The following is a 23,343-nucleotide window of genomic DNA, read 5'->3' as shown; positions in this document are numbered from 1 at the left end:
ATTTTAAGCAGGTTTAATATGTTTGTTCTCCCAAAAAAAGTTAATTTTGGTGAAATCATTAAATATTAAACTATGTCAGAATTTAACGAGTTTGACCAGCAGGGATCCGTTCCAAACAGAGATACAGGATCTATTATTTCGCATTCTTTTGAAATGTATAAAGGGGTATTCCTTTACGGGATCGTAGCGATGATCATTTATATTGTTGCGGGTTTTGCCATTCAGCTTATAAGCGGTTTCAATTCGGCTTCTGTAGTGGAGGAGATGAGAGACGCCGGGGGAGATTATTCAAGCTTCAGCTACTGGAATGTGCCTGGGTTTTCGCTTTATCTTTCATTATCCGGTCTTCTGGGAATCCTGCTTGCTCCGCTATACGTAGGATTGATCTATATTGTTAATAAATACAATACTAAAAATCAGATTGAATTTGCTGATCTGTTCATCGGGTACAAACAGAATTTTGTAAATATCCTGATCTACAGTATTCTTTCGGGAATTATTTCCACTGTGGCGATGTCTCTGTGTTTCTTCCCGATCATTTTTGTATATCCTTTCCTTTTAATTGGTTATCCGATTCTGTTGTTCGAAAATGCGTCGGCTACTGAGGCTTTATCAAAGTCTTTCAATATTGCCAAAGAGAATTATGGAACATTTATTGGTGCAACTGTCTTAGGCGCGTTGATTTCCATTGCAGGAGTTATTCTTTGCGGTATCGGTATTATTGTAACGGCGCCATTCATGATGGTGGTAATGTATTCCACATACTGTGCCTTTTTAGGAAAGCCAAGACAGATCGCATTTAAAAATTAATATAAAAACAAATAATGAATAAGGATAAACAGATCAGTAATATTGCAATAAAACAGGTGGCTCTGATCGCCATCATTCTGGTGCTTACAGGATTGATCTGTTTCAACCTTTCCCTGTTCATACCGTCGGTGTTAGGAGCCATCACCATCTATGTGGTCTGCAGAAGATATAATTTCTACCTGCAGGAAGAGAAAAAGTGGAAGCCCTGGCTTTCTGCGTTGGTCCTGATGCTGGCAAGTCTTATCATTCTTATTCTTCCGGTTTATTTTATTGTGGACCTGCTGATTGATAAGCTTGGGAATGCCCAGGTTTACATGACAAAATTCAATGTGTTTCTGGATAAAATACACTCGTATATCTACTCTAAGGTAAATTTTGATATTCTGAGTAAGGAAAATATGGATAAAGTAAAAGGCTTTGCCGGACGATTCTCTACTTCAGCGCTGAGTGGGACTTTCAACACACTTACCGTGATCATGTCCATGTATTTCATCCTGTATTTTATGTTGGAAAGGCCCAGGCTGTTTGAAAAAGTGCTCAGTTCGTCCGCTCCATTAAAAAGGGCGAATATCTCTTTGATCGGAGATAAGCTGAGAAAACTGATTATGGCCAACGCGATCGGAATTCCTGTAGTGGCTATAGGGCAGGGAGTCGTAGCGCTGGTAGGGTACTTTATATTCGGAGCCCCAAGTCCTGTACTTCTTTTTGCTTTAACGGCTGCGGCATCCATGATTCCCGTAGTAGGAGCAGCTATTGTTTATGTTCCTGTGTGTATCTTTATGATTGCAGAAGGCAATACTGGGCAGGGGCTTGGACTTGCCGCCTACTGTATAGTGGTTGTAGGGCTTACCGATAATTTGCTGCGGTTTACACTCTTAAAAAGACTGGAAAATATACACCCTCTGAATACCGTATTCGGAATTATCATGGGGATGAATTTATTTGGTTTTATGGGGCTTATTTTCGGGCCTATCCTGATCTCATTTACCGTTCTTCTTATCCAGGTGTACAGAAATGAATTTTCAGATGAAGATTCGCCGCCGGACCTCGAGCTGCCGGGGAAAGACCTTGATCAGGATGGTAAAGTAGATTTAATTGTATAGAACGTGGAGGGAGTCAATTCAGAGATATTAAAAGAAATATGTGTCGTTAAGATGCCTTTCGGGAAATACGAAGGGACAATCCTTGCGGATCTTCCGGTAAGCTATCTTGAGTGGTTCAACAGAAACGGAATGCCTAAAGGAAAGCTGGGAATGCAGCTGGCTACGGTGTATGAAATTAAACTTAACGGCCTGATGGATCTCCTGATTCCCATAAAAGCATCTCTTCGCTAAAAGATTTTTGGGTTCAGATCTATTATGTATAAAACACAAAAGGAATCATCGCGATTCCTTTTTGTATTTTAACCTCAGTCTCAGTCTCAGCCTTAACCTTAACCTTTACTAACATATTCGCCTTCCACATATCCTCCGTTCACATAGCGGGAAGTGTCGTTGGTATGCCAGGCGTAGACTCCCGCAACCATAATTCCCAGATCCTGTACATAATTAAACGCCATATCCTGCCACTGCCCGAACCGGGGCATGTGCTCGTGGAGGAGTAAAAATTCTTTCAGGTAATCGTCATGCATTTCCATAGCCAGCAGATATGCTTCTTTGACAGATAGGTTCCTCTCCTTTTGCAGCACTTTCACAAGGTTCATAGTGTCTTCTTCCCTGTGGAGCTCTTTAGGCAGGGAAATGATGTCATTATGAATGCCGATCATCAGGGAGCACAACGTGTGAAGGCGCAGTATATGCGCGTGTTCCAGCACCTCTTCAGGAAGCTGCCGGTATTCTTTCTGCATGGCTACATACTTGCAGAATGGCTGTACGCCGCTTGTAGCTTCCCGGATAAGGAGGTAAACGGGCAGTGGAGGAACGGAGTTGTCTCTGTAATATACTCTTTCATCAGAATAACCAATAAATACTTCATAAATGGACTTTACGAACTGTTTGTACAGGTGCTCAGGCATTTTGCACTGTATTATATTCTGCCTTAATACCCAAAACTGATGGAATATTCCATTGTCTGTAGGTTCGTGAGGGTCTTCTCCTGTAAGTAATGCCATAATACGTTTTGTGATCTGAATCATTTCACTGTGGGTACAGCGGTCCCAGTAATCATCCATCATGGCTCCATTTGCTGCATAACTCGCAAGGGGGCTTAATTCTTCCAGTGTGCTCAGGAAAGGGCAGCCACGGGAAGCAATATCGGTTAGGTGGTGCCGTTTATGCTTTTCACGGGCCTCTTTGCTGTGGAATGTATATTCCTTGTCTATCCAGTCATAATATTCTTCTCTTTGCTGTTGAAAATGGGGATGTATAAAATCCGGGAATGGATAATGAGGTTTAGGAAGATGCTGCAGCTGACCGTAGAATTCTTTGTTTGAAATTGATGTTTTCATGTTGGTTTTGTTTTATGGTTGTTGTATTTCTAAATATAAATAGATATGTTTATATTAAATCGCATAAAATTACGAGGGTAAAATAAAAAAAGCAATCAGTTTGATAGCTGACTGCTTTTCTTGACAAATCTTAAAAATTTGTCAATACTGCTGAATTTGTTGGGACTTAATTGTTTCTTATAAATTTGATTCGGATATTATAACCCACCGAATTTGCTGGATTTAGCATATCAAAAAAAATATTTCCACCGGAATCATAAAAATGATAGGTTGGCAGGCCAACATTGGCGCTGTTAGCTAAAAATTCAGTTATGACCGGCGTAAACTCACTCAGGCTTACTCCGGTTGCAACGGTAATTGGCGTATCTGTTACAAGATAATTTGTTAAGACTACGTTTGGAGGGGTTGGCTTGGTAATTCTTGTAATATAACCTAGGTTTCCATTAGTGTCGGCCACTACATTTCTTGTGTAGGTTGAGTTTGAACTGGCATCTGCTAATGTCCGTATTCTTGCACTTCCGTTAACATCAAAAGTTGTTGTTGGAGATGGGGTATTGATACCTACAAGCCCTGATTGAGAATAGCCGGCAATTGAGGCCAACATTGTAAGAGAAGACATAATTTTTTTCATAAGATTCAACATGTTTTAGGGGTAACTATGATCACTGTGTATTTTTTTGCACAAATTATATGCATGAATTTAATAAATGTGTGCAATTTTTGTTGAAACAATATATTAAAAATGCTTTTTTGTGGTATCTTTTTCTATTTTTATTGATCTAAATCACAAAATGGCAAAACGGACAAGACCAGCGGTATATCCTCTCATTGAGTTGATATATCTTAATAATGTACTAAGGTCTGAATACAAGGTTGCCGGCTTTTGTATGCAATGTTGATATTGTTATAAATAAAAATCGTAATGCACAGCGAAGGGTGAATTACGATTGTAAGGGTAATATTCTATTAAAATTTATTCTTTCAGAGCAGCAATTTCATCTCTGAGCTTGGCTGCTTTTATGAAATCGAGATTTTTGGCTGCAGCTTCCATTTCTTTCTGTTTCTGCGCGATCATTTTTTCAATGTCTTCTCCGCCATAGCTGGCTTTTGCTTCCGCCGCTTTCTGAAGGATTTCTTTCTGGGTATACTTCGGATCCGGGAAGTCTTTGCTTCTGCCGACCAGATTTTCCGATATTTTTTTATTCAAAGCCTGAGGAACAAGCCCGTTGGCTTCATTGTGCTGAATTTGTTTATTACGGCGGTATTCGGTTTCATCAAGGGCGGCCTGCATAGATTTTGTGATTTTATCGGCATACATAATCGCCTTACCATTCACATTTCTTGCAGCACGTCCTACGGTCTGTATCATCGATCTTCTGCTTCTCAGCATCCCTTCCTTATCCGCATCGAGTATAGCCACCAGGGAAACTTCCGGAAGGTCAAGCCCTTCTCTGAGCAGGTTCACGCCAATCAGAACATCGAAAAGACCTACCCTGAGATCCTGCATGATCTGTATACGTTCCAAGGTTTCCACATCGGAGTGAATGTACCGGGTCCTGATCCCGAACTTTGTGAAATATTTGGTAAGCTCTTCCGCCATCTTTTTTGTTAACGTCGTCACCAAAACCCTTTCATCAGCATCTGCTCTTTTTTGAATTTCCTCCATTAAATCATCGATCTGGTTTAGGCTTGGCCTCACCTCAATAACAGGATCGAGAAGCCCGGTAGGGCGGATGATCTGCTCAATATAAGCGCCGCCGGTTTTCTCCAGTTCGTAATCTGCCGGGGTGGCGGAAACGTAAATCACCTGGTTTTGCATGCTCTCGAACTCTTCAAACTTAAGAGGCCGGTTGTCCATTGCCGCAGGAAGTCTGAAACCATATTCCACCAGTGATTCTTTTCTGCTGCGGTCACCGCCGTACATGGCATGAACCTGGGGAACGGTAACGTGGCTTTCGTCAATAACCATTAAGAAATCTTTCGGGAAATAGTCGATCAGGCAGAAGGGTCTTGATCCCGGAAGCCTTCCGTCCAGATATCTTGAATAGTTCTCAATACCGGAACAATAGCCCAGTTCCTTTATCATTTCAAGATCAAGCTCAGTTCTTTCCTGTAATCTTTTGGCTTCAAGGGGTTTTTCAATGGAATTGAAGAAATCTACCTGCTTCACCATATCATCCTGGATATTTCTGATGGCCCCGTTTAAGGTTTCTTTTGAGGTCACAAAAAGATTGGCCGGATAGATCTGGATCTGGTCAAAATTAGAGTCCACATTTCCGCTAACCGGATCGAAACTCTGGATTTTCTCTATCTCATCTCCGAAAAACTGGATTCTAATGGCATTGTCAGCATAAGCAGGGAAAACATCAATCACATCTCCCTTTACCCGGAATGTACCTCTTTGGAAGTCTGTCAGTGTTCTGGAATACAGTGCATTAACCAATGAATGTAAAAGTGCTGTTCTCGTTACCTTTTCACCAATAGCTAACGTGATAAGTGATTTATGGAACTCTGAAGGGTTTCCTATACCGTAAATGCAGGAAACGGACGCAACGATCAATACATCCCTTCTTCCCGAAAGCAGGCTGGCTGTTGCGGAAAGACGTAGTTTTTCTACCTCTTCGTTGATGCTCAGGTCCTTTTCAATATAGGTTCCGGTAGTTGCAATATAGGCTTCCGGCTGGTAATAGTCATAGTAGCTGACAAAGTATTCAACGGCATTGTCAGGAAAGAATTCCTTGAATTCCATGAACAGCTGTGCTGCCAGGGTTTTATTATGTGCAAGGACCAGTGTGGGTTTTTGTACGTTTTGTACCACATTCGCCACGGTAAAGGTCTTTCCGGAACCGGTTACCCCCAGAAGAGTCTGGTATTTTTCGCCGATTTCGACACCTTCCGTAAGCTTTTCGATCGCCTGGGGCTGGTCACCTGTGGGTTTATATTCTGATTGAAGATTAAAATTCATAGGAAATGATGTATATATACAAAAATACGAAAGAAATTTTTAGCCTTCATAAAGTATTTGAAGATCAATACCTGATAGTAAAATTTTCACCGGTTCTACACGTATAAAGAAATTGAGTCACTTAAGTGGTGAAACAAAAATGCCTTGAAATTTTTATGGCATTATTTTTCTATTTATCTTTTGACCACTTAATCATGACGTTATGAAAATCAATCATCTTTTTATACCGGCACTCAGTGTTTTTTTACTGTTATCATCCTGTAATAAAAACAATGCGAATGCCCAGCAGACCGGAACAGACGGTAGTGTAGAAACCGATAAGCCGAATACGAACTATAAACCTGCCTTTAAGGGACAAACCAGAATTAAAGCCGTAAAAACTTCAACAGCTTACAACGTTGAAATCCTGAATAAAGATCTTGGCCGGCCCTGGGGTATCATCAACCTTCCTGACGGAAAATTTCTTATCACCGATAAAAACGGCCATATGAATGTAGTTTCCACAGACGGAAAACAGGTTTCCAAAATTGAAGGCTTCCCTAAAGTAGACTCGAAAGGACAGGGGGGAATGCTGGATGTAGCCCTAGACCCGGACTTTAAAACCAACAATATCATTTATTTCAGTTTTTCAGAGCCTTTTGGGGAAGGAAATCTTACGTCCGTTGCGAAAGGGAAACTTTCAGCTGATTTGAAAAATATTTCAGAAGTTAAAGTTATTTTCCGTGCAGAACCTTCGTATGACGGCGACAAGCACTATGGCAGCAGGCTTGCGTTTGACAAGGATGGAAACTTATTTGTAAGTACAGGAGAAAGATCTGACAAAGAAACAAGAGTTTATGCTCAGAAAACAGACAATTATTTAGGAAAGATCCTGAAAATCACAAAAGATGGAAAGCCGGCTCCCGGAAATCCGTTCATTGGAAAACAGGGCTATAAACCTGAAATCTATGCGTATGGGGTGAGAAATCCGCAGGGAATGGCAATAGATCCCAACGGAACACTTTGGGATGTTGAAATGGGGCCGAGAGGAGGTGATGAAATTAATCTGATTCAGCCCGGAAAAAATTATGGCTGGGGAGATGTAACGTATGGGATTGAGTATTCTGGGGCTAAAGTAGGAGCCGGAATCACACAGAAAGAAGGAACGGAGCAGCCTGTTTATTATTGGGACCCGGTAATTTCTCCAAGCGGAGTTACCTTTTACACCGGAAACATTGAAGAATGGAAAGGAAACCTGATGATCGGATGTCTCAGTGGTGAGCATATCAACCGGATTGTGATGAAGGATAATAAAGTAGTCGGTGAAGAACGCCTTCTTGCTGATCAGAAAGAAAGATTCAGGGATGTACTGAATGGAATGGACGGTAATCTGTATGCGGTAACCGACAGTGGAAAACTCTATAAAATTTCAAAGAAGTAAAAGAAGAGCTATAAGCAAATTCGCAAAAAGGCAAATTTGCTTATAGAACTCTGTGATGTATTAAAACTTAAAGTTTAGTCTTGCAAAAGCCTGTCTTCCGGCAAAGCCCATCTGTACAGGATCAAAGATTCCTCCGGATTCTGTATTTTCTTCTACAGCAGCGGTTTGTAAGGTAGGATAGCGGTTGAAAAGGTTTTTGCTTCCGATCGTAAGATTGAAATTCTTGGAAAACTCATAACCAAAAGATATATCAGTGGTTACTTTAGCGCCATAAAGCTGATCTGCGTCATTATATCCAATAAGTTTTACTTTATCAAACCTTACCAGCTGAAGATTAGCATTGAACTTATTGATCTTATAATTTACATTGAGATTAATTTTTGTTTTTGGAGCAGAAGCCAATATAAAGGCTTGCTCCCGTGGACTCATATATGTATTTTCCTTGCCTTGTAGTTTATCAGAAGTATTGACTTTTGTAATTTCCATTTCGTTATAATTTCCGGCTAACGTTGCGGAAATCTTTCCTGATCCTAAGTTATCAGTATAGCTGACAATAATATCAACGCCCTTTGTTTGTGTGTCTACAGCATTGGCAAAAAATTGAGCCTGATCCATAAAGGGATTTTCAAGCTGTACCTCCGCTGGAAGTTCAGCTCTGGCAAAGTATCCCGTAAGTACAATTCTATCCTTTACTTTAATGTAATAACCATCTACGGTTGCGGTGAATTTGCCTGTATTGAAAGTAAACCCTGCACTTCCATTAAGAGATGTCTCCTGTTTCAGCTGGGAAATTCCGGCTCCTGAAGCAATACTACTGTCATTCGAGGCAAGTTGTATAGTAACCATATCTCCTCCCTGAAAATTCGTGAACTGAAGGCTGTAATACTTCTGTGCCAGAGAAGGTGCCCTGAAGCCAGTGGAAACTGATCCTCTGAAGGCGAACTGAGGCGTAATGGCATATCTTGTGGCGAATTTACCATTCAGAGTGCTTCCAAAATCACTGTAGTTTTCAAACCTTCCGGCTAAGCTGATCATCCAGTTTTTGGTGATATCAAGCTCTGTATCTACGTAAGCAGCAAAATTATTGCGATTCCTGTTAACTTCCTGTGAATAACCGGGGAAGCCTTGTGAGCCTCCAGGCCGAATGCTGAGAGGAATAGTTCCTGAAAGAGGATTGGTAACCAGTAAGTCGTCAGGAGTATCTGGCGTTACAATGTTTCCATTGATGTCATACATTGCATACGAAGCTTCTTCCCCTTTGATGATTTCAAACTGTTCGTACCTGAACTCGGATCCGAAAGCGATATTTAAACCATTAAGGACTCCAAATTGTTTTGAAGCATTAAATCCGGTTGTATTCTGTAAAAGAGAATGTCCGCCTGCATTAAAGCTTGTAGGGGATTTTATTCCTAAAGTAGCATTCACTGTATTATCGATCTGATAGGTGAACCGGTTGCTTCCAAATGCGTTGGAAAAGTCGACATCCCATCCTGCCACTTTGAATTTCAGGCCATTGTCAAAAGTGAAATCTGTAATGCTGGTATTCTGAATAGGATTAAATCCGTTTGGATAAATTTCAGGAATGTTTCCGTCAGCGTTTGCTGTTCGGGTCCATGCATAGGCGTTCGTCTTACGATGGGAAAATCCCTGTCTTGAATAGAATTTCAAGCCATCGGATAAAGGGAGTTCCACATTACCGAAGAAATAAATATTCTGAGATTTTGCATCACCGAATTTCTCTCTCGGGGTTGTATATTTTTCCGGATTGGCATTCCGGATGGTTCTTTCTTTATTGACAAATTCAACGGTGAAGTTACCAAAACCACCATTGTTGCCTATTTTGGTTCCTAAATTTCCACTGAAGTCGAACGTGGTCCCGTCTATTTTACGTTCGGAGACTACGTCTTTATCTCCCGGACTTTTAAACAGGTTCATTCCATAAAAGGCATTCCCTTCAAAACCCTGATTGCGGTCATTCAGAATAACGTTGATTACCCCTGCAATTGCATCGGAACCGTATTGGGCGGAAGCTCCGTCGCGAAGTACTTCTATTCTTTTTATGGCTCCGATCGGGATGGTATTCATATCAGAGCCTGTATTTCCTCTTCCTTTGGTCCCGAAAAGATTGATCAGTGATGACTGGTGGTATCTTTTTCCGTTAAGGAGAAGAAGAGTCTGATCCGGACCAAGTCCGCGAAGTGTTGCCGGATCTACTGCATCAGCTCCGTCTGATCCCGACTGTTTGTTAGAATTAAATGAAGGTGCACTGAACTGGAGAAGCTGGTTGACCTCTATCTGTCCTGTAGACTGGCTGACCTGTTTGATGTCTATTACGTCCACAGGAACCGGAGTATTGGTAACGGTTCTTTTTTTATTGCGGCTTCCGGTAACGGATACTTCTTCTATTTTAGACTCTTTAGGAATGGTATCATTAGTGTTTTGCGAATAAAACATCGATACCGTTCCTAAAAAAAGAATACTGGTGTAATTCAATTTCATATTTCATATTTGATTTGGTGATTGTTTCAAAAATATTGAATTTTATCCTCAAATCAATGTGAAAATACGCGATTGTGTGTAAAATATTTAAAATAAGTTAATTTTTCGTTAATTTGAGTAAAATATTAATTGTTTAATTCAAATTAACGAAAAATTTTAACTTTAAAAGCTTCTGATCATCCGGTTAAGCCCTTCTTCCAGGAGCTCGCGGGAAGTAGAGAAGCAAATTCTGATGTGACCTTCAGCTCCTTTTCCGAACCATCTTTCCGAACCGGGAACTATGGCTACCTTTCCTTCTTTTAAAACATGCTGGGCAAAAGCATCACTTGATAGTCCGTTTTCTATTTTGGGGAAAATCACAAAAGTGGCTTCCGGTAAGTTTGGGGTTAAAATACCCGAGCTGCTCAACATGCTGTGGGCAAGATCCCTGTTGTGCTGCAGGTGGGTAAGGAAATCATTGAACCATGGTTTTGCCTTTTCAATAGCTACACTTGCCGCAATCTGAGATAATGTGGACACCCCTTCAATGGTAGAATTGAACTGGGATTTTTCTGTAAAGTCATCCAGAAGATCCTGGTCATTACACAAAACAGCCCCGATTCTTAATCCTGCAATCCCGAATGATTTCGAAAACCCAAAAACAGTAAAACTTTTTTTCTTTGCTGCTTCAGAAACCGATGAATAGGTATTAAATTCCTTTTGGTCATACACAATATCGCTCCAGATCTCATCACTCATTACCCAAAGATCATGCGCTTCTGCAATTTCAGAAATCCTGATCAATACCTCTTTTGAATAGACCCGCCCCACCGGATTGTGAGGATTACAGATGCTGATCATCTTTGTTTTTGGAGAGATCAGGGAAGTCAGCATCTCAAAATCGATTTCTCCTGTTTTGGAATCTACAGCACACAATTTGATGGTTCCGCCTGCAGCTTCCACCGTTTTTTTAAACAGAAAATCCACCGGATCAAAAATGATAGCTTCATCCCCGGGACCGAGAACGTATTTCGCGATCAGAAACATGCCCTGGGCGGCACTGTTTACTGCTAAAACATTATCAGGCGTAAAGCTTCCCTTTTTTTCAATATTGAAGTGTTTGGCTACGCTTGCTTTGAATTCAGGAATTCCGGAAAACGGTCCGTAGCTGAGGTATCCGTCTTTGATGTATTCAATGATTCCCTGTTCAATTTCCGGTGACATTCTGAAATCCGGATCTGCTGCCGTTAATGGAATAATTCCATTCTCAAGAGTTGCCCATCTTCCGTTATAGGCTTTTCTTTTCAGCGCTTCGAAATTGATATCTTTATTTGTAAACATGTTTTATTTGTATGAAATGGGTAAGGTATTTTTTTGCTGCTCGCATAAGGGCAGCAGGAACTGGTTCAGTAAGGATCTTCCGTTACTGATATGAATCTCTATTTCTGCTTTTCTTACTTCCTCGTATGTTTTGAAGGTTTCCGTAAGACTGTTTCCTTCCAGTAAAAGATTGGTTAAAACGAAAGAATCTTTCAGCGCGGAAGTCACTCCCTGGCTGGTAAAAGGAATCAGCGGATGCGCAGCATCACCTATAAATACTACGTTTTCGTGGTAAAAAGGATTCAGCTTTTCCAATTCATATACTCTCCAGATGTGAGCGTTTTCATAGCTGGAATCATTGATGATGGAAGTTACCAGAGGATTCCAGTCTCCAAAATGATCAACAATAAATTGTCTGATACAGTCCGGAGTGTAATCTTCGTTGATGAAGAATCTGGTGATATCAAACTGGCAGTACCAGAGTACTTTTGTAGAAGAAAGTTTTAAAACCCCGAAAGTCAGGCCGCCGTCTTCATGATGAAATTTCAGGAAATTACTTTCAAGTTTACTGGCAATTTCTTCATTTTCGATAATGTTAACTACTTCGTTTTCTAAAACGGCCTTCATTTTTTCATCCTCAAAGATCTTTCTCCTGATTCTGCTTCTGGAACCGTCTGATGCCACTATGATATCAGCGTCCAAAGGGTCTCCGTCATTTATTGTGATATCAGCTTTTCCTTCGGAAAAACCGTTCAGAGTCACGGTGGTTTCATAGGATATTTTATCGGAAGGCACTCCCTGGGCCAGAATTTCAATCAGGGCACTTCTGGACACTACAAAAACATCGTCAAGCTCCTTTTCAGAAAGAACTTCACCGCTTTGATGATAGTGGAGGTATTTTTTTAAAAACTGGCCTTTTTTGTACAGCTCATCAATATTAACGATGCTGGAGAGAAATTCAATGCCTTCTTTGGGAAGAATAAACCCATGTCCTTTCAGGTCATTTTGGGTTCTTCTTTCGTAAATATGGTAATCGATATTATTTTTTTCCAGATAATTGGCCATACTCAGTCCGGAAACCCCAGCGCCTATGATTGCAACTTTATACATCCTTAATTCGTTTTTATAGTGTTATTAGTTTGTACCGGAGACCCAGAGATCTCCGTTTTTATACTTCTTACGGGAAATTTTATCCTCTGCATTAAGTTCCATAAGAGTTTCAAACGCTTTTTCGAATGAAATATTGGAAAGGACCGCGAATTCCTGAGTGGTTAAAGTAGGATAAACAGCAAAGAGCTGATCCGGTTCTGTAGAATATTTTTGTTTTTTTGCCTCAGGGCTTATTTTGGTTATTCTTCGTTCAAAATCTGCATACGGTTTGAAGCCGTAAAGAATATCTAAAATTTCTTCGTCTTTAGTGAAGATTAATGTAGGAAACCCTCTTACACCAAGCTGTCTTGCCAGATCAAGATCTTTTTTAAACTCAATCTGAGCTTTGGATTCATAATCTTCCTTCCATTGAGTAACATCTAAACCGGCCAGTTCAGCCGCGTTTTCAAGATGTTCAGTCTTTGTAATATTAAGTTGATCAAGAAAAACCATTTCACGGGTGATTCTCATATAGTCTACCGCCTTCTTTTTGTCCTGCATCTGAGCAGCTTTAAAAGCAATTGACGGTGGATAGGAAGAGTTCAGAGGGTCCTTTAACCATACTCCGCCTTCGATAGGCATCCGGTAATACGGGCTGACTTCTTCCCAATGGTGTGCCACATCCCCGGGCTTGCTGATACCGCCGGAATTGTATATATCCCAGGAAGGTAGAAGCCCTCCCATTCTGTAATCCAGTTCCACTGCATTGCCGTATTCCAACTTCATTTTTCTCAGTTGAGCCTCAATTCCCCAGCAGGAAGAGCAGATAGGATCTGTATAATAAATAATGGTGATTTTATCTTTTGTACTCTGCAATTGTTCTGCAGAGGCTTCTGAATCTGGTGTCTCAAGGATTTCGCATACTCCTTTTTCAGGATCGCAATGTAACAATGGATTATTAGTGATCATATTTTTTTGTAATTATCTGAATTTTGTAAAATTAATAAAGTATATGTTGGTTTTTCCAAAATATTTTTCTGGTTAACATAATCTTTAAATGTAAAAAGGGAAAAACAGCACGAGAATGCCGGTTGAGAGATAAGACGAAATTTATTCCGGAGCTTTAAAAATATTGTCGTCCGAATGGAATCCTGCGACACCGCCGCTTACTGCAAATTTCATGGCAGAAGCTGCAGTCATGCCTACTACAGGCTTGATGTTTTTTTCTTCAGTCACAATTACCCATCCTGAGATGGCATAGGAATGGGGCAGATATACCGCAACGTAATTGTGTTTTTCAACATCCGACATTTCTTTTTGCGTTAAAAAACCAATTCTCCAGATCTCCGGATTTTCATTGGTTTTAACCCAGACAGGATCGTTGAATTTCTTTTTGTCGCCTACAAATGAGGACATAACGTCCTTTGTAGGCGTATAAATATGTTTTACTCCCGGAGTTTTCTCCAGCAGGCTGTCCATGGTATCAAAAAAGAACCTTCCCACTACGAATTTATTTCCCAGATAGCCAAGGATGGCTGTGATCAGGATGGTTGAAACGAAAACCAGTCCCGGGATTTCCTTTGCCACGGAAGGAATAATATTGTCAATAGCGCTTACGATATACCAGATGACAAAAATGGTAAGCCCGATAGGACCGATAATCACAAGTCCCTGAAAGAAATTTTTCAGAAAAAAATTGGCAATATTCTCGAAGGTCGGTTTTTTCAACGTGGATTTTTTACTTTTTTATTTTAACCGTGAATGGATTCTTTGTTTCCGTAAGATTTAATAATATTGGCTTCATATTCGAGCCATGCCTCCCAGCGCTGGTTCACTTTTTCAGGGTCGCCCAGCTGTCTTGCAAATCCTATAAATGTCGTGTAGTGATTGGCTTCAGAGATCATCAGTTCTTTGTAAAAAGCTTTAAGCTCTTCATCTTTGATATTTTCGGTCAGTACTTTAAACCTTTCACAGCTTCTGGCCTCAATCATTGCGGCAAAAAGCATTTTATCAACAATTAAGTCTTCACGGCTTCCCTGGATGATAAATCTGGCAAGCTCATTCACATAATCATCTTTCCGGGCTCTTCCGAAGGTATAGCCTCTTTTTTTTATGATTTCGTGCACCTGGTTGAAATGATCCAGTTCTTCCTGCGCGATGGCGAGAAGTTCCGTTACGATCTCCGAATATTCGGGAAGCATTGTAATCAGACCGATGGCGTTGGTTGCTGCTTTTTGCTCGCACCAGGCATGGTCCGTTAAGATTTCTTCAATGTTTTCCTCTGCAATATTCGCCCACCTTGGGTCGGTAGGAAGTTTCAACTTAAACATGCTTTGAATTTTTCTGTAAAATTAAATAAATTGCGGGAATAAAGATTATTTTATTTCAAAATGGCCCTACAAGTATTAAATAGCCGTTTTTTTTCTTAAAAACTCCAAAACTTTCCAACCCAGATCATCCACTTTTTTCAATCCGGCAGCAATGATGAATGCAAGGATAACATTAATGATATAAATAATCACCATCAGAACCCACCAAGGCATATTTTCCTTTAGAGGAACCACAATGAAATAGACCAATGAAGAACTTAAACCCTGAGCGAAGTAAAAAAAGATGGCATTTTTCCCGATGTGGGTCACAAAATTCTCTTTCGTAATCTTTAATCTGTTGTAAAGAACAAACAGGGTAGTGAGGGAGAACAGTGACCAGATAATGTATGGAATCCTTGGAGGGAATTTGTTTTTGTTGATCTTATAAAAGATCTCACCTCCGTAATACCAGAACATCCATATCAGCGCTGCAGCCACTAATCCATACAGTACAGGGATGATCTTTGCGGGGATGGTTTTTCCACGCATCTGGTGTGCAATCAAAAAAACGGCGAGATAGAAAGCTACATAACCCACCTGACCGGCAGGATAATATTCCGGGAAAATATTGAATGTTAAAGTCAGAATAAAGCATAATGCGATAAACCAATTGACATGTTTCGGGAAAAATCTTAAAATCAGCACACCAAAAACGGCAAGGATGAAATAGACCTTCAGGTACCAGAAACTTCCCATAACCACTGGGAATGTATCTGCGTTGGTATACTGATGGAGGTACCAGTTGCCCAGATTCTGCCACTGCGGGATATCGGATACGCCTGTTGTGGCATATTTTGAACCGAAAGTGGAATAAAAACTTTGCAGCCATTCCAGAGAGAAAAATGTGAGCCCGAATACCTTGAAAAAATAATCCATGAAGAACAGGAAGGTCACAAAGATCATATAGGTGATCTGAAGTTTCAGTAACCTGTAGAATGTTTTTTCAACGTTTGAACCTGAAGTGATTCCGCTGAGGGCATAGAACAGGGCTACGTCAAATACCAGGGAAAATACCCGTACTTCTGCCGGAATATAAAACTGGCCGGACCAGAAAGCGGTATGGATAAATATAATGGAAAGGGTTGCCATTCCTTTGGCAAAATCAATATAGAGATCTCTATTCATGAATATAGGATATGGTTCAAAAATAAATAAACTTTGGGATATTTGTCAAAATAAGATAAAAAGAGACAGAACATTGCTGCCTGCCTCCTTTATTAAATATGCTAAAAATGAATGTTTATTTAAGATGTTTGAATTCTTCCGCAGAGATTTCCCCGGTCTGGATTTTTCTGAGCTCGTCCATATATTGACTCATATAAGCGTCAAGTTCCGGATTTGCTGAGTTTTTACCCATTTTATAAGTTCCGTTTAATACGCCCTGGTAATAATAGAAGAAGTTGTAGTCAAAACTGGAAGCACTAAGATCATACTGTCCAAGAAGGAAGCCTAAACGTACAGCGGATCTTCTCTGAGGAGGTGTTCCGTGGTGGTTTGAGCTGGTCGTCTGGTAATCTCCGATACTTTGTGCAAATTCATAAGCAGCGGCAATTTCTGCAAAGCTTGTTTTGTTATAGCCGTTTGGTCTTCTCAGGTAGTAGCCTGCAAAACCGTCTGCTTCCAGTTCATTAGGTCTGGCTGTAGATTCATTTACAGAAGGAAGATTAAAAATGTACTGAAGCTGGTGGCCATACTCATGGGCAAGGATCATGGCGTTAACGATATCTCCGCCTTTGTTTTTTGCATCAGCGTAGATGGCGTACCCATAGTAAATTTTTCCTGTAGAATAAGAAATTGCGTTGTAAGTAGAATTGAAATTTGAGGGATCATCTACAAAACGAAGCGTAGGATTGCTTCTTCCCCACAGACTGGCAATTTTAGTCATCTGGGCGTTCATGAAATTGGTGTCTGCGGTGTTTTGAAGACCCGTTTTCAGGACGGCAGTGGAGCTCCAGTATTGATCTACGTAAGAACAGATTTTTTCAAGATCTCCGGGCTGGTCTATCTTAGCGCTTTCTGATTGGGCTTCCGGAAGTACGGATTCTTCCATTTTGTCATCACGGCACGCAGACAGTGAGAATGCGGCAATGGCTCCTGCCAAAAGGCAGAATTTGAAGTTTCTTTTCATATAAAATATTTTTTGGTGATAACGAAGGTATAAAATTATATTATAAGTATGAGCACTTTAGTGTTAAAAATTATTCAAAACATAGTGAAATGAAATTTTGTATGTTTTTTTGAAAAAAATACAGATCTGATTGTAAGCTATTTAGAATTTTATTCATATATTTGCACCTCGAAATAACTAAAAATTTATAAACAATGTTTGCAATTGTAGAAATAGCAGGGCTTCAATACAAAGTTGAGCAAGACCAGAAGTTGTTTGTAAACCGTTTGAAAGGAGAAAAAGGAGACAAAGTTTCTTTTGATAAAATTCTTCTTACTGTAAACGGTTCAATCACTGTAGGCGCCCCAGCTGTAAGCGGAATCACTGTAGATGCAGAGATCCTTGACCACGTAAAAGCTGATAAAGTAATCGTTTTCAAAAAGAAAAGAAGAAAAGGTTACCAGGTGAAAAACGGTCACAGACAATCTTTAACTCAAATTAAAATCACTGGTATCACTGGTTTTGATGGAGGTTCTAAGAAGGCTGCTAAAAAAGAAACGGTGAAGGCTGAAGTTCTTTCAGACAACGCAACGGTTAACTTTGGTGAAGATCACGAACTGAACTATCACTTAAAGAAAAACAACCTTTCTCAGTCTAAAGAAAACAGAGAAACTTTAATTACTTTAGGTAAAGCAGTTAAAGTTGAATTAGAAAAGACTGTTCTTACTCATGAAGAAGTAGATGCTGCTATCATTAAGAACATCGATCAATTTAAAGCACTTAATAAATAATCCAGTAATAAAATGGCACACAAGAAAGGAGTCGGTAGTTCCAAGAACGGTAGAGAGTCTCACTCTAAAAGATTAGGTGTGAAGATTTTCGGAGGTCAAGAAGCTATTGCCGGAAATATTATTATCAGACAGAGAGGTACACAGCACCACCCGGGTGAAAACGTGGGTATGGGTAAAGACCACACTTTGTTTGCACTAGTAGACGGTAAAGTAGTTTTCAGAAAGAAAGCAAACAACAGATCTTTCGTATCTGTAGAACCAAACGCATAATCTTAAGCGTTTTATAAAATTAAACCTCGGCAGTAGCTGAGGTTTTTTTATGTATTTACTAAGAGAGTCAAAAATATTTTCATTAATATTCTATTTATAGTGAAATATTTATATATTTGTTTACAATCAAATGAAAATCACATGCGAAAGCCGAAAAGCATATAGAGTAGGCACACCAATTAAAACAAAATACTATGAAAAATCTGAAGAAATTGTCTAAAAAAGAATTAAGAACAATCGACGGAGGAGCTTTAGGATGTCCTGCTCCCGCTACTACCTGTGTTCAATGGTGTACATGGACGCCACAGCAGAGACTGATGTGCAGAAACATGATTATGGATCCGGATCCATGCGATTGTTAATTAAATAAAGTTATTGAAAAATGATCCTCAACAGAAGTTGGGGATTTTTAGTAACATATGGTGATGAATTTCCAATGTGGCTATTTATTCCAAATAGTTTCGGTATTTCGGAAATTATCGATATATTTGAAGCATGGAATTAATAATGGTTTTTAAAGCGCTCAGTAATCAAACCCGGATCAACATACTGATCTGGCTTAAAGAACCGCGTCTCCATTTTCCTGCGGAGGAATTAGAGGATTATGATCCTAACTTGGGAGTCTGTGTAAGCGACATTACCAAAAAGGCAGGTCTGTCTCCATCCACCACATCCGATTATCTGAGCTCACTGCAGAAATGTGGTCTTATTGAAGCGACCAGAGCTGGGCAGTGGACCTACTACAAGCGTAATGAAGGGGCGATTGATACACTCAATCAACTCATTCAGAAGGCATTTTAAATTTTTTTAATTAAATATTTCGAAAATAAGCGAAATCCAGAATTATGAAAGCAATTGAAATCAAAAATTATGGAGGGCTGGAAGTTCTTCAGTTAACCGAAGCGGTTGTTCCTTCTATAACGGATCAATCCCAGGTGCTCGTGAAAGTAAGGGCTACTTCTGTAAATCCCCTTGACTATCAGGTAAGAAGGGGAGATTATCCGGCGGTATTTGATTTGCCTGTTATAACCGGTCATGACATTGCAGGTGAGGTTATAGCAACAGGTGAGGCCGTAAAAAAGTGGCGGCCCGGCGACAAAGTCTATTATTCTCCACGTTTTGGGAGTTCCGGGAGCTATGCAGAGTATCATCTGACAGACGAATCATCACTTTCCCGAATGCCGGAGAATCTTAATTATGAGGAAGCGGCAGCTATTCCGCTGATTGGAGGAACAGTGTGGGAGATGCTTGTGGTGCGGGCTAAGCTTAAAAAAGGGGATACCATTCTTATTCCCGGAGGCGCCGGGGGTGTTGGAACGCTCGCCATACAGGTTGCCAAATCTCTTGGAGCTTTTGTATACACAACAGCGCAAAGCGTTTTACATGATCAACTCAGAGATCTTGGGGCGGATGTTGTTATTGATCACCATAATAAAAACTATATGGAAGAAGTTTTAGCGCATACAAAAGGAAGAGGGGTGGATGTAATTATAGATACAATAGGAGGAAGCATGCTGGCAGATGGCCCTCTTGCCTTGGCAAGCTATGGTCAGATTGTAACATTGGTTGATATTGCACGGCCACAAAACTTAATTCACGCGTGGGAAAGAAATGCTACCTACCATTTTGTTTTTACCCGTCAAAGCAGGGATGAGCTCCATCATATTACGGAACTAATTGAAGCGGGACATATAAAGCCGGTGATAGACAGTGTATACCCTATTGAAGCCATCAGAGATGCCCATCACAGAATGGAAGATTCAAAACGGGAACGCCCTTTATTTGGAAAAATTGTACTTTCACTATAAAAAATTGTACAGAATGAAATATGGTATGGGGTGAGAACGAAAGAGGCTGGATCATTTTTGATCCAGCCTCTTTTATATTTAGAATCCAACCTGAAATCCGGCTTTCACTCCGAATGTTGAAATATCCGGCCGGTCAAGATAGTTTCCTCTCCAGTTAAAATCTACCCTGAATATCCTAAGATTTCCGATTCCGATATTTTCAATACCGAATCCGTACTCAAAATAGATCTGCTCACTTGGCGCAGAGTATTTGAATCCGTCCACGTTAATCGCTTTGGAAGCATCGCTTAAAGTCCCGTACGCACTTCTGATAAATGCAATTTCTCTGAGTTTAAGCTTTTTGATTAGAGGAATAAATGACAATATTTTTCCATTGAAATGATGTTCCAGATGTAGCGTAGAATAAGTATCCGCCACAAATTCGTAATAATTAAGCTGCGCAAAAGTATTCTGGGCAAGACTGTAAGACTGGTTTCCAGGAACCACATTCTGCAACGCTAGAGGAACGGTGTCAAAAGTTTTCCCAGCTTCAAAGCTAACCAATGTTTTTCCCCAACTTCCGATCAGTATCGGCTTATAGAACATAAACTGAAGCCTGTTGTAATTAAAATCACCGTTAAAAAGACCTTCAATTCCTCTGGTGTATTTCAGAATGATGGTTGGAGCCAGCGTTCCGTGCTCATAACGGTCTACTCCGGTTTGGGAGAATTTCGCTCCCGGTCTTGCAATTAAGCTAAGCGTAACGTGAGAATCATTAAGGGTTTTTCTCAGATCACCGTTGCGGTAATACATCAGGCTGAACTTTTCCGGATTGGCGGACTTAATACTCTGTAAAGTTCCGTCTACTCTTACCTGGAAATTTTTCCATGGCTCAATAGATGCGAAAATATTCGTTTTATTGATAGAACTTAAAGATGCATTCTCTCCTCTTGCAAAAAGGGTGGATGAAGCAAAAGTTCGCGCCATAATCCCGTCATCGGTGGTCAGTTGTACACCCAGCTGTTCGATATCTCTTTTTGTTCCTGCGCCAATCATAAACCTGTTCACCCGGTTGAACATATATCTGGCTTCAGCTCCATATTTAACCTGTTGATCCTTGAATCCGTAAGCGGTGTAAAACTGCACTCTCCATGGGTCGTTCTGCCCAAAATAGGATCTTGCTCCCAATCTTATCCTGTCGCCTTCCACTTCATTTTTTCCGTAAATGGAGAAGATAGGACCGATGTCAATTCCTTTAAAGGCATTGTAATAACCTGATGCCAGTGTTTCGTAGATTTTAACGATACGGTTGAATTTGGGGGTCTGCTGCAGCTTATCAAGCATTTCATAAACGCCCCGTTCAGATTTCGATAAAGTGTCAGGTCTCGCCTTTACCCAATACGCATCATCTTTATCTACAAATTTATCATCATATTCCTCCTGTCTGCGGGTAAATACTTTATCGTCAAGAGGCTTGTTGAAGTCATATTGGGAATAGTCTACTGTTCTTTTCGCAATGATACTCTTGGAGGTTCTTTTTTTAGCAAAAGGGGTTAATTCTATTTCCGTGATGAATTTTTTGGGAAGAAACGTGTTTTCGTCCGGATTGTCATATTCCAGCTCAGTAGAAATACTGTTGATAAAGTTAACGTTGATCTTCTGCGTAGATTTTAAAGTAGCCCCTAAAACGGCATAACTGTCCGTGTCTATATACAGATAACCCTGAAAGGCTAAAACTTCTTTTCTTTTAGGCTGATACCGGATTTTGTAAGCATTTTCACCATGAATAGAGATGGTATCCGTTAAATTGTAATCGTAAGTACTGAATCCATTGGAGCCCACCGGGCTGGGAAATCCGATATCAAAATAGTTCAGTGTATTGTCATAAATATTGATATCCCGGTACAGGTTTTTTGCGGTAATGGTAATCACCTGATTATCCTGGAAACCTGATGTTTTCTGGGCAACGAGCAATCTTTTAGTCTTTTTTCCGGGTTTATTCTCACCGTAATTTTCGTAAATCGATTCGTTGAGGAAAATAGGTAATCCAATCTTTCCGCTGGCCGTAGAATCTGCATAGTCGAAAATGAAATCCAGTTTATTAAAAATCTTTTTGCTCATAAAAGCACTGTCCAGGTTGTTCGCGTCAAACTGGATTTTTTCGTACTCTTTATACGTGTAGGTGTCAAATTTTTCCAGACCGTTGTTCCTTTTCCGTTTCCATACCTCTTGCATAATTGCATACGCGGGGTTTTCTTTTTTATTCTTGTATTTCGGTTTCTCGTTGTGGATAACAATCTCAGCAATGGTGTTTTCCTTTTCCTGAGAAAGTTTAACGAAAATATTTCCCGCATTTTCAGGAGTGATCGTAAGGGTTTCTGTAGAATAATTCTTTTTCGAGAATTTCAGTTTGTAAATCAGGGTATCAGACTGTACGGTAAAGCTTCCCAGTGAAGTTTTTAAAGTAGGTTCTGTATTGTCATTGATAAAAATATCCACACCCTGTATTTCTTTATTGGTTTTTGCGTCAATAATTCTGCCGTTTGCCGTGTTTTGGGCATAATTCAGGCAGGATATAAAAAGCAGAAAAAAGAGGTTGTAATATTTGAGGTTGTTGTTTGACATCATTTGGTTCTTCAGGCAATTAGCACAAACAAAAAGCGTGCTGTTTTATTTAAAAAAGATCATATTTTTTAACGTTTTCAATATAAAATCACAAAACTACAAATGTAACGAAAATAACGGTAAAAGATTGTGAACAATAATAACTTGATTGTTGTGAATTTTATAAGGAAAAATAAACTCTGAAGATGAGCTGAGAATGAGCTGGCAGGGTAGATGTATTCATAGGTTTTCCACATTATTTCCTCTTACCTTTGTGTCTTGTCCATAAGCTTTCAACAGGTTATTAATAAGTTATTGACAGGGTTTACAGACCTTTTAAATAGGTTTTCCAATGCTTACCGGTAGCTTCCCAATATCTTTTCCACATATTGTTAACAATGGAATTTGCTGAATTTCAAACACTATTAAATTTTTGCACAAAATAATGTTGATTTCCTGCATTTATCTTTTAAGCTAATCACAATGGAGTTTTTGAGTAATTATAGAGATTTTTGTGGATAACCTTTGTTATTTTTAATCGGCGTATAAAAGGTGATGGTTTGAACAGAAGTTGATACAGAATAATGTGTAATTCTCAAAAAACTAAGGAACGGATCGGTATGACAGGTATAATGCAAAAAAAAAATCGTCAATTTTGACGATTTTTCTGCTCCTCCTGCTGGGCTCGAACCAGCGACCCTCTGATTAACAGTCAGATGCTCTAACCAACTGAGCTAAGGAGGAATTTCCTTTGTTTAAGGTGCTGCAAATATATAAGGAATATTAATATCAGTCAAGTTTTTGTCCTCAATTCACATCTGTTTTAGGCTAAAAATGTTGAATTTCAGTAAGAAATATTTTAATTAATTCATAAAACATCCAATCAA

The 23,343-nt window shown here is 39.8% G+C and carries 21 protein-coding genes and 1 tRNA gene; 9 read left to right on the top strand and 13 right to left on the bottom strand.

Features of this window, described 5'->3' with window-relative positions:
- Positions 1-72: 72 nt before the first annotated feature.
- Genes B7E04_RS02685 through B7E04_RS02675 form a run of 3 tightly spaced genes read left to right on the top strand, consistent with a single transcriptional unit; the run spans position 73 to position 2,144 of the window.
- Positions 73-810 carry a beta-carotene 15,15'-monooxygenase gene (locus B7E04_RS02685; RefSeq protein WP_080777260.1) on the top strand — a complete coding sequence of 246 codons (738 nt, stop codon included), beginning with the start codon at positions 73-75 and terminating at the stop codon, positions 808-810.
- A gap of 14 nt (positions 811-824) precedes the next feature.
- Positions 825-1,913 (top strand): AI-2E family transporter, encoded by a 1,089-nt coding sequence (locus B7E04_RS02680; RefSeq protein ID WP_139785318.1) that lies wholly within the window; start codon positions 825-827, stop codon positions 1,911-1,913.
- 3 nt (positions 1,914-1,916) lie between these two features.
- Positions 1,917-2,144, top strand: coding sequence for a DUF3820 family protein (locus tag B7E04_RS02675; RefSeq protein WP_080777258.1), 228 nt, complete (start codon positions 1,917-1,919; stop codon positions 2,142-2,144).
- Positions 2,145-2,242: 98 nt separating this feature from the next.
- Here B7E04_RS02675 and B7E04_RS02670 read toward each other — a convergent pair whose 3' ends face one another.
- From B7E04_RS02670 to uvrB, 3 genes are all read right to left on the bottom strand, one after another.
- A complete protein-coding gene (locus tag B7E04_RS02670; protein ID WP_080777257.1) occupies positions 2,243-3,256 on the bottom strand; it encodes a terpene synthase family protein in 1,014 nt (337 codons plus the stop codon).
- 166 nt (positions 3,257-3,422) lie between these two features.
- Positions 3,423-3,887, bottom strand: a complete 465-nt coding sequence (locus tag B7E04_RS02665) for a hypothetical protein (protein WP_139785317.1) — start codon at positions 3,885-3,887, stop codon at positions 3,423-3,425.
- 342 nt (positions 3,888-4,229) lie between these two features.
- A complete protein-coding gene (gene uvrB, locus B7E04_RS02660; RefSeq protein WP_080777255.1) occupies positions 4,230-6,221 on the bottom strand; it encodes an excinuclease ABC subunit UvrB in 1,992 nt (663 codons plus the stop codon).
- Between the two features lie 202 nt (positions 6,222-6,423).
- Between uvrB and B7E04_RS02655 the strand changes: the two genes are divergently transcribed.
- The gene (locus tag B7E04_RS02655) at positions 6,424-7,641 is read left to right on the top strand and encodes a PQQ-dependent sugar dehydrogenase (protein ID WP_080777254.1); all 1,218 of its coding nucleotides are present in this window, start codon (positions 6,424-6,426) and stop codon (positions 7,639-7,641) included.
- Between the two features lie 60 nt (positions 7,642-7,701).
- On the opposite strand, the gene B7E04_RS02650 is transcribed toward B7E04_RS02655, so the two are convergent.
- From B7E04_RS02650 to B7E04_RS02615, 8 genes are all read right to left on the bottom strand, one after another.
- Positions 7,702-10,140, bottom strand: coding sequence for a TonB-dependent receptor plug domain-containing protein (locus B7E04_RS02650; protein WP_080777253.1), 2,439 nt, complete (start codon positions 10,138-10,140; stop codon positions 7,702-7,704).
- A gap of 162 nt (positions 10,141-10,302) precedes the next feature.
- The gene (locus tag B7E04_RS02645) at positions 10,303-11,460 is read right to left on the bottom strand and encodes a pyridoxal phosphate-dependent aminotransferase (RefSeq protein ID WP_080777252.1); all 1,158 of its coding nucleotides are present in this window, start codon (positions 11,458-11,460) and stop codon (positions 10,303-10,305) included.
- A gap of 3 nt (positions 11,461-11,463) precedes the next feature.
- Entirely contained in the window at positions 11,464-12,549 is a 1,086-nt protein-coding gene (locus tag B7E04_RS02640) for an FAD-dependent oxidoreductase (RefSeq protein ID WP_080777251.1), read from the bottom strand.
- Between the two features lie 24 nt (positions 12,550-12,573).
- Positions 12,574-13,497: a DsbA family protein gene (locus tag B7E04_RS02635; protein WP_080777250.1), complete on the bottom strand. Its 924-nt coding sequence runs from the start codon at positions 13,495-13,497 to the stop codon at positions 12,574-12,576.
- A 141-nt stretch (positions 13,498-13,638) separates the two neighbouring features.
- On the bottom strand, positions 13,639-14,256 hold the full coding sequence (locus B7E04_RS02630; RefSeq protein WP_048505345.1) for a DUF502 domain-containing protein: 618 nt from the start codon (positions 14,254-14,256) through the stop codon (positions 13,639-13,641).
- A gap of 23 nt (positions 14,257-14,279) precedes the next feature.
- Positions 14,280-14,858 carry a MiaE family protein gene (miaE, locus tag B7E04_RS02625; RefSeq protein ID WP_080777249.1) on the bottom strand — a complete coding sequence of 193 codons (579 nt, stop codon included), beginning with the start codon at positions 14,856-14,858 and terminating at the stop codon, positions 14,280-14,282.
- Between the two features lie 75 nt (positions 14,859-14,933).
- Positions 14,934-16,022, bottom strand: coding sequence for an acyltransferase family protein (locus B7E04_RS02620; RefSeq protein WP_080777248.1), 1,089 nt, complete (start codon positions 16,020-16,022; stop codon positions 14,934-14,936).
- 115 nt (positions 16,023-16,137) lie between these two features.
- On the bottom strand, positions 16,138-17,025 hold the full coding sequence (locus B7E04_RS02615) for a neutral zinc metallopeptidase (RefSeq protein WP_080777247.1): 888 nt from the start codon (positions 17,023-17,025) through the stop codon (positions 16,138-16,140).
- 194 nt (positions 17,026-17,219) lie between these two features.
- Between B7E04_RS02615 and rplU the strand changes: the two genes are divergently transcribed.
- From rplU to B7E04_RS02595, 5 genes are all read left to right on the top strand, one after another.
- Positions 17,220-17,795, top strand: a complete 576-nt coding sequence (gene rplU / locus B7E04_RS02610; protein WP_080777246.1) for a 50S ribosomal protein L21 — start codon at positions 17,220-17,222, stop codon at positions 17,793-17,795.
- Positions 17,796-17,807: 12 nt separating this feature from the next.
- Entirely contained in the window at positions 17,808-18,065 is a 258-nt protein-coding gene (gene rpmA / locus B7E04_RS02605) for a 50S ribosomal protein L27 (protein WP_007842221.1), read from the top strand.
- A 194-nt stretch (positions 18,066-18,259) separates the two neighbouring features.
- Positions 18,260-18,427: a bacteriocin-like protein gene (locus B7E04_RS22060; protein ID WP_165439401.1), complete on the top strand. Its 168-nt coding sequence runs from the start codon at positions 18,260-18,262 to the stop codon at positions 18,425-18,427.
- Between the two features lie 133 nt (positions 18,428-18,560).
- Complete coding sequence (locus B7E04_RS02600; protein WP_062651958.1) at positions 18,561-18,866, top strand: ArsR/SmtB family transcription factor; 306 nt, start codon at positions 18,561-18,563, stop codon at positions 18,864-18,866.
- A 44-nt stretch (positions 18,867-18,910) separates the two neighbouring features.
- Positions 18,911-19,873, top strand: coding sequence for a zinc-binding dehydrogenase (locus B7E04_RS02595; RefSeq protein ID WP_080777245.1), 963 nt, complete (start codon positions 18,911-18,913; stop codon positions 19,871-19,873).
- Between the two features lie 78 nt (positions 19,874-19,951).
- On the opposite strand, the gene B7E04_RS02590 is transcribed toward B7E04_RS02595, so the two are convergent.
- The gene (locus tag B7E04_RS02590) at positions 19,952-22,480 is read right to left on the bottom strand and encodes a DUF5686 family protein (RefSeq protein WP_228439793.1); all 2,529 of its coding nucleotides are present in this window, start codon (positions 22,478-22,480) and stop codon (positions 19,952-19,954) included.
- A gap of 646 nt (positions 22,481-23,126) precedes the next feature.
- Positions 23,127-23,200 (bottom strand) — tRNA-Asn (locus B7E04_RS02585).
- Positions 23,201-23,343 lie beyond the last annotated feature (143 nt).

It is taken from the genome of Chryseobacterium phocaeense (assembly GCF_900169075.1).
Classification (GTDB): Bacteria; Bacteroidota; Bacteroidia; order Flavobacteriales; family Weeksellaceae; genus Chryseobacterium; species Chryseobacterium phocaeense.
Note: the sequence above shows the minus strand (reverse complement) of the source record. Positions and strands in the feature narration are given on the sequence as shown.

What these genes read in the sequence shown, in the direction of transcription:
- B7E04_RS02685 (WP_080777260.1), top strand. Translation starts at nt 73, where the DNA reads ATGTCAGAATTTAACGAGTTTGACCAGCAGGGATCCGTTCCAAACAGA.
- B7E04_RS02645 (WP_080777252.1), bottom strand. Translation starts at nt 11,460, where the DNA reads ATGTTTACAAATAAAGATATCAATTTCGAAGCGCTGAAAAGAAAAGCC.
- rplU (WP_080777246.1), top strand. Translation starts at nt 17,220, where the DNA reads ATGTTTGCAATTGTAGAAATAGCAGGGCTTCAATACAAAGTTGAGCAA.
- B7E04_RS02615 (WP_080777247.1), bottom strand. Translation starts at nt 17,025, where the DNA reads ATGAAAAGAAACTTCAAATTCTGCCTTTTGGCAGGAGCCATTGCCGCA.
- B7E04_RS02665 (WP_139785317.1), bottom strand. Translation starts at nt 3,887, where the DNA reads ATGAAAAAAATTATGTCTTCTCTTACAATGTTGGCCTCAATTGCCGGC.
- B7E04_RS02640 (WP_080777251.1), bottom strand. Translation starts at nt 12,549, where the DNA reads ATGTATAAAGTTGCAATCATAGGCGCTGGGGTTTCCGGACTGAGTATG.
- B7E04_RS02590 (WP_228439793.1), bottom strand. Translation starts at nt 22,480, where the DNA reads ATGATGTCAAACAACAACCTCAAATATTACAACCTCTTTTTTCTGCTT.
- B7E04_RS02635 (WP_080777250.1), bottom strand. Translation starts at nt 13,497, where the DNA reads ATGATCACTAATAATCCATTGTTACATTGCGATCCTGAAAAAGGAGTA.
- B7E04_RS02680 (WP_139785318.1), top strand. Translation starts at nt 825, where the DNA reads ATGAATAAGGATAAACAGATCAGTAATATTGCAATAAAACAGGTGGCT.
- B7E04_RS02600 (WP_062651958.1), top strand. Translation starts at nt 18,561, where the DNA reads ATGGAATTAATAATGGTTTTTAAAGCGCTCAGTAATCAAACCCGGATC.
- uvrB (WP_080777255.1), bottom strand. Translation starts at nt 6,221, where the DNA reads ATGAATTTTAATCTTCAATCAGAATATAAACCCACAGGTGACCAGCCC.
- B7E04_RS02655 (WP_080777254.1), top strand. Translation starts at nt 6,424, where the DNA reads ATGAAAATCAATCATCTTTTTATACCGGCACTCAGTGTTTTTTTACTG.
- rpmA (WP_007842221.1), top strand. Translation starts at nt 17,808, where the DNA reads ATGGCACACAAGAAAGGAGTCGGTAGTTCCAAGAACGGTAGAGAGTCT.
- miaE (WP_080777249.1), bottom strand. Translation starts at nt 14,858, where the DNA reads ATGTTTAAGTTGAAACTTCCTACCGACCCAAGGTGGGCGAATATTGCA.
- B7E04_RS02670 (WP_080777257.1), bottom strand. Translation starts at nt 3,256, where the DNA reads ATGAAAACATCAATTTCAAACAAAGAATTCTACGGTCAGCTGCAGCAT.
- B7E04_RS02620 (WP_080777248.1), bottom strand. Translation starts at nt 16,022, where the DNA reads ATGAATAGAGATCTCTATATTGATTTTGCCAAAGGAATGGCAACCCTT.
- B7E04_RS02595 (WP_080777245.1), top strand. Translation starts at nt 18,911, where the DNA reads ATGAAAGCAATTGAAATCAAAAATTATGGAGGGCTGGAAGTTCTTCAG.
- B7E04_RS22060 (WP_165439401.1), top strand. Translation starts at nt 18,260, where the DNA reads ATGAAAAATCTGAAGAAATTGTCTAAAAAAGAATTAAGAACAATCGAC.
- B7E04_RS02650 (WP_080777253.1), bottom strand. Translation starts at nt 10,140, where the DNA reads ATGAAATTGAATTACACCAGTATTCTTTTTTTAGGAACGGTATCGATG.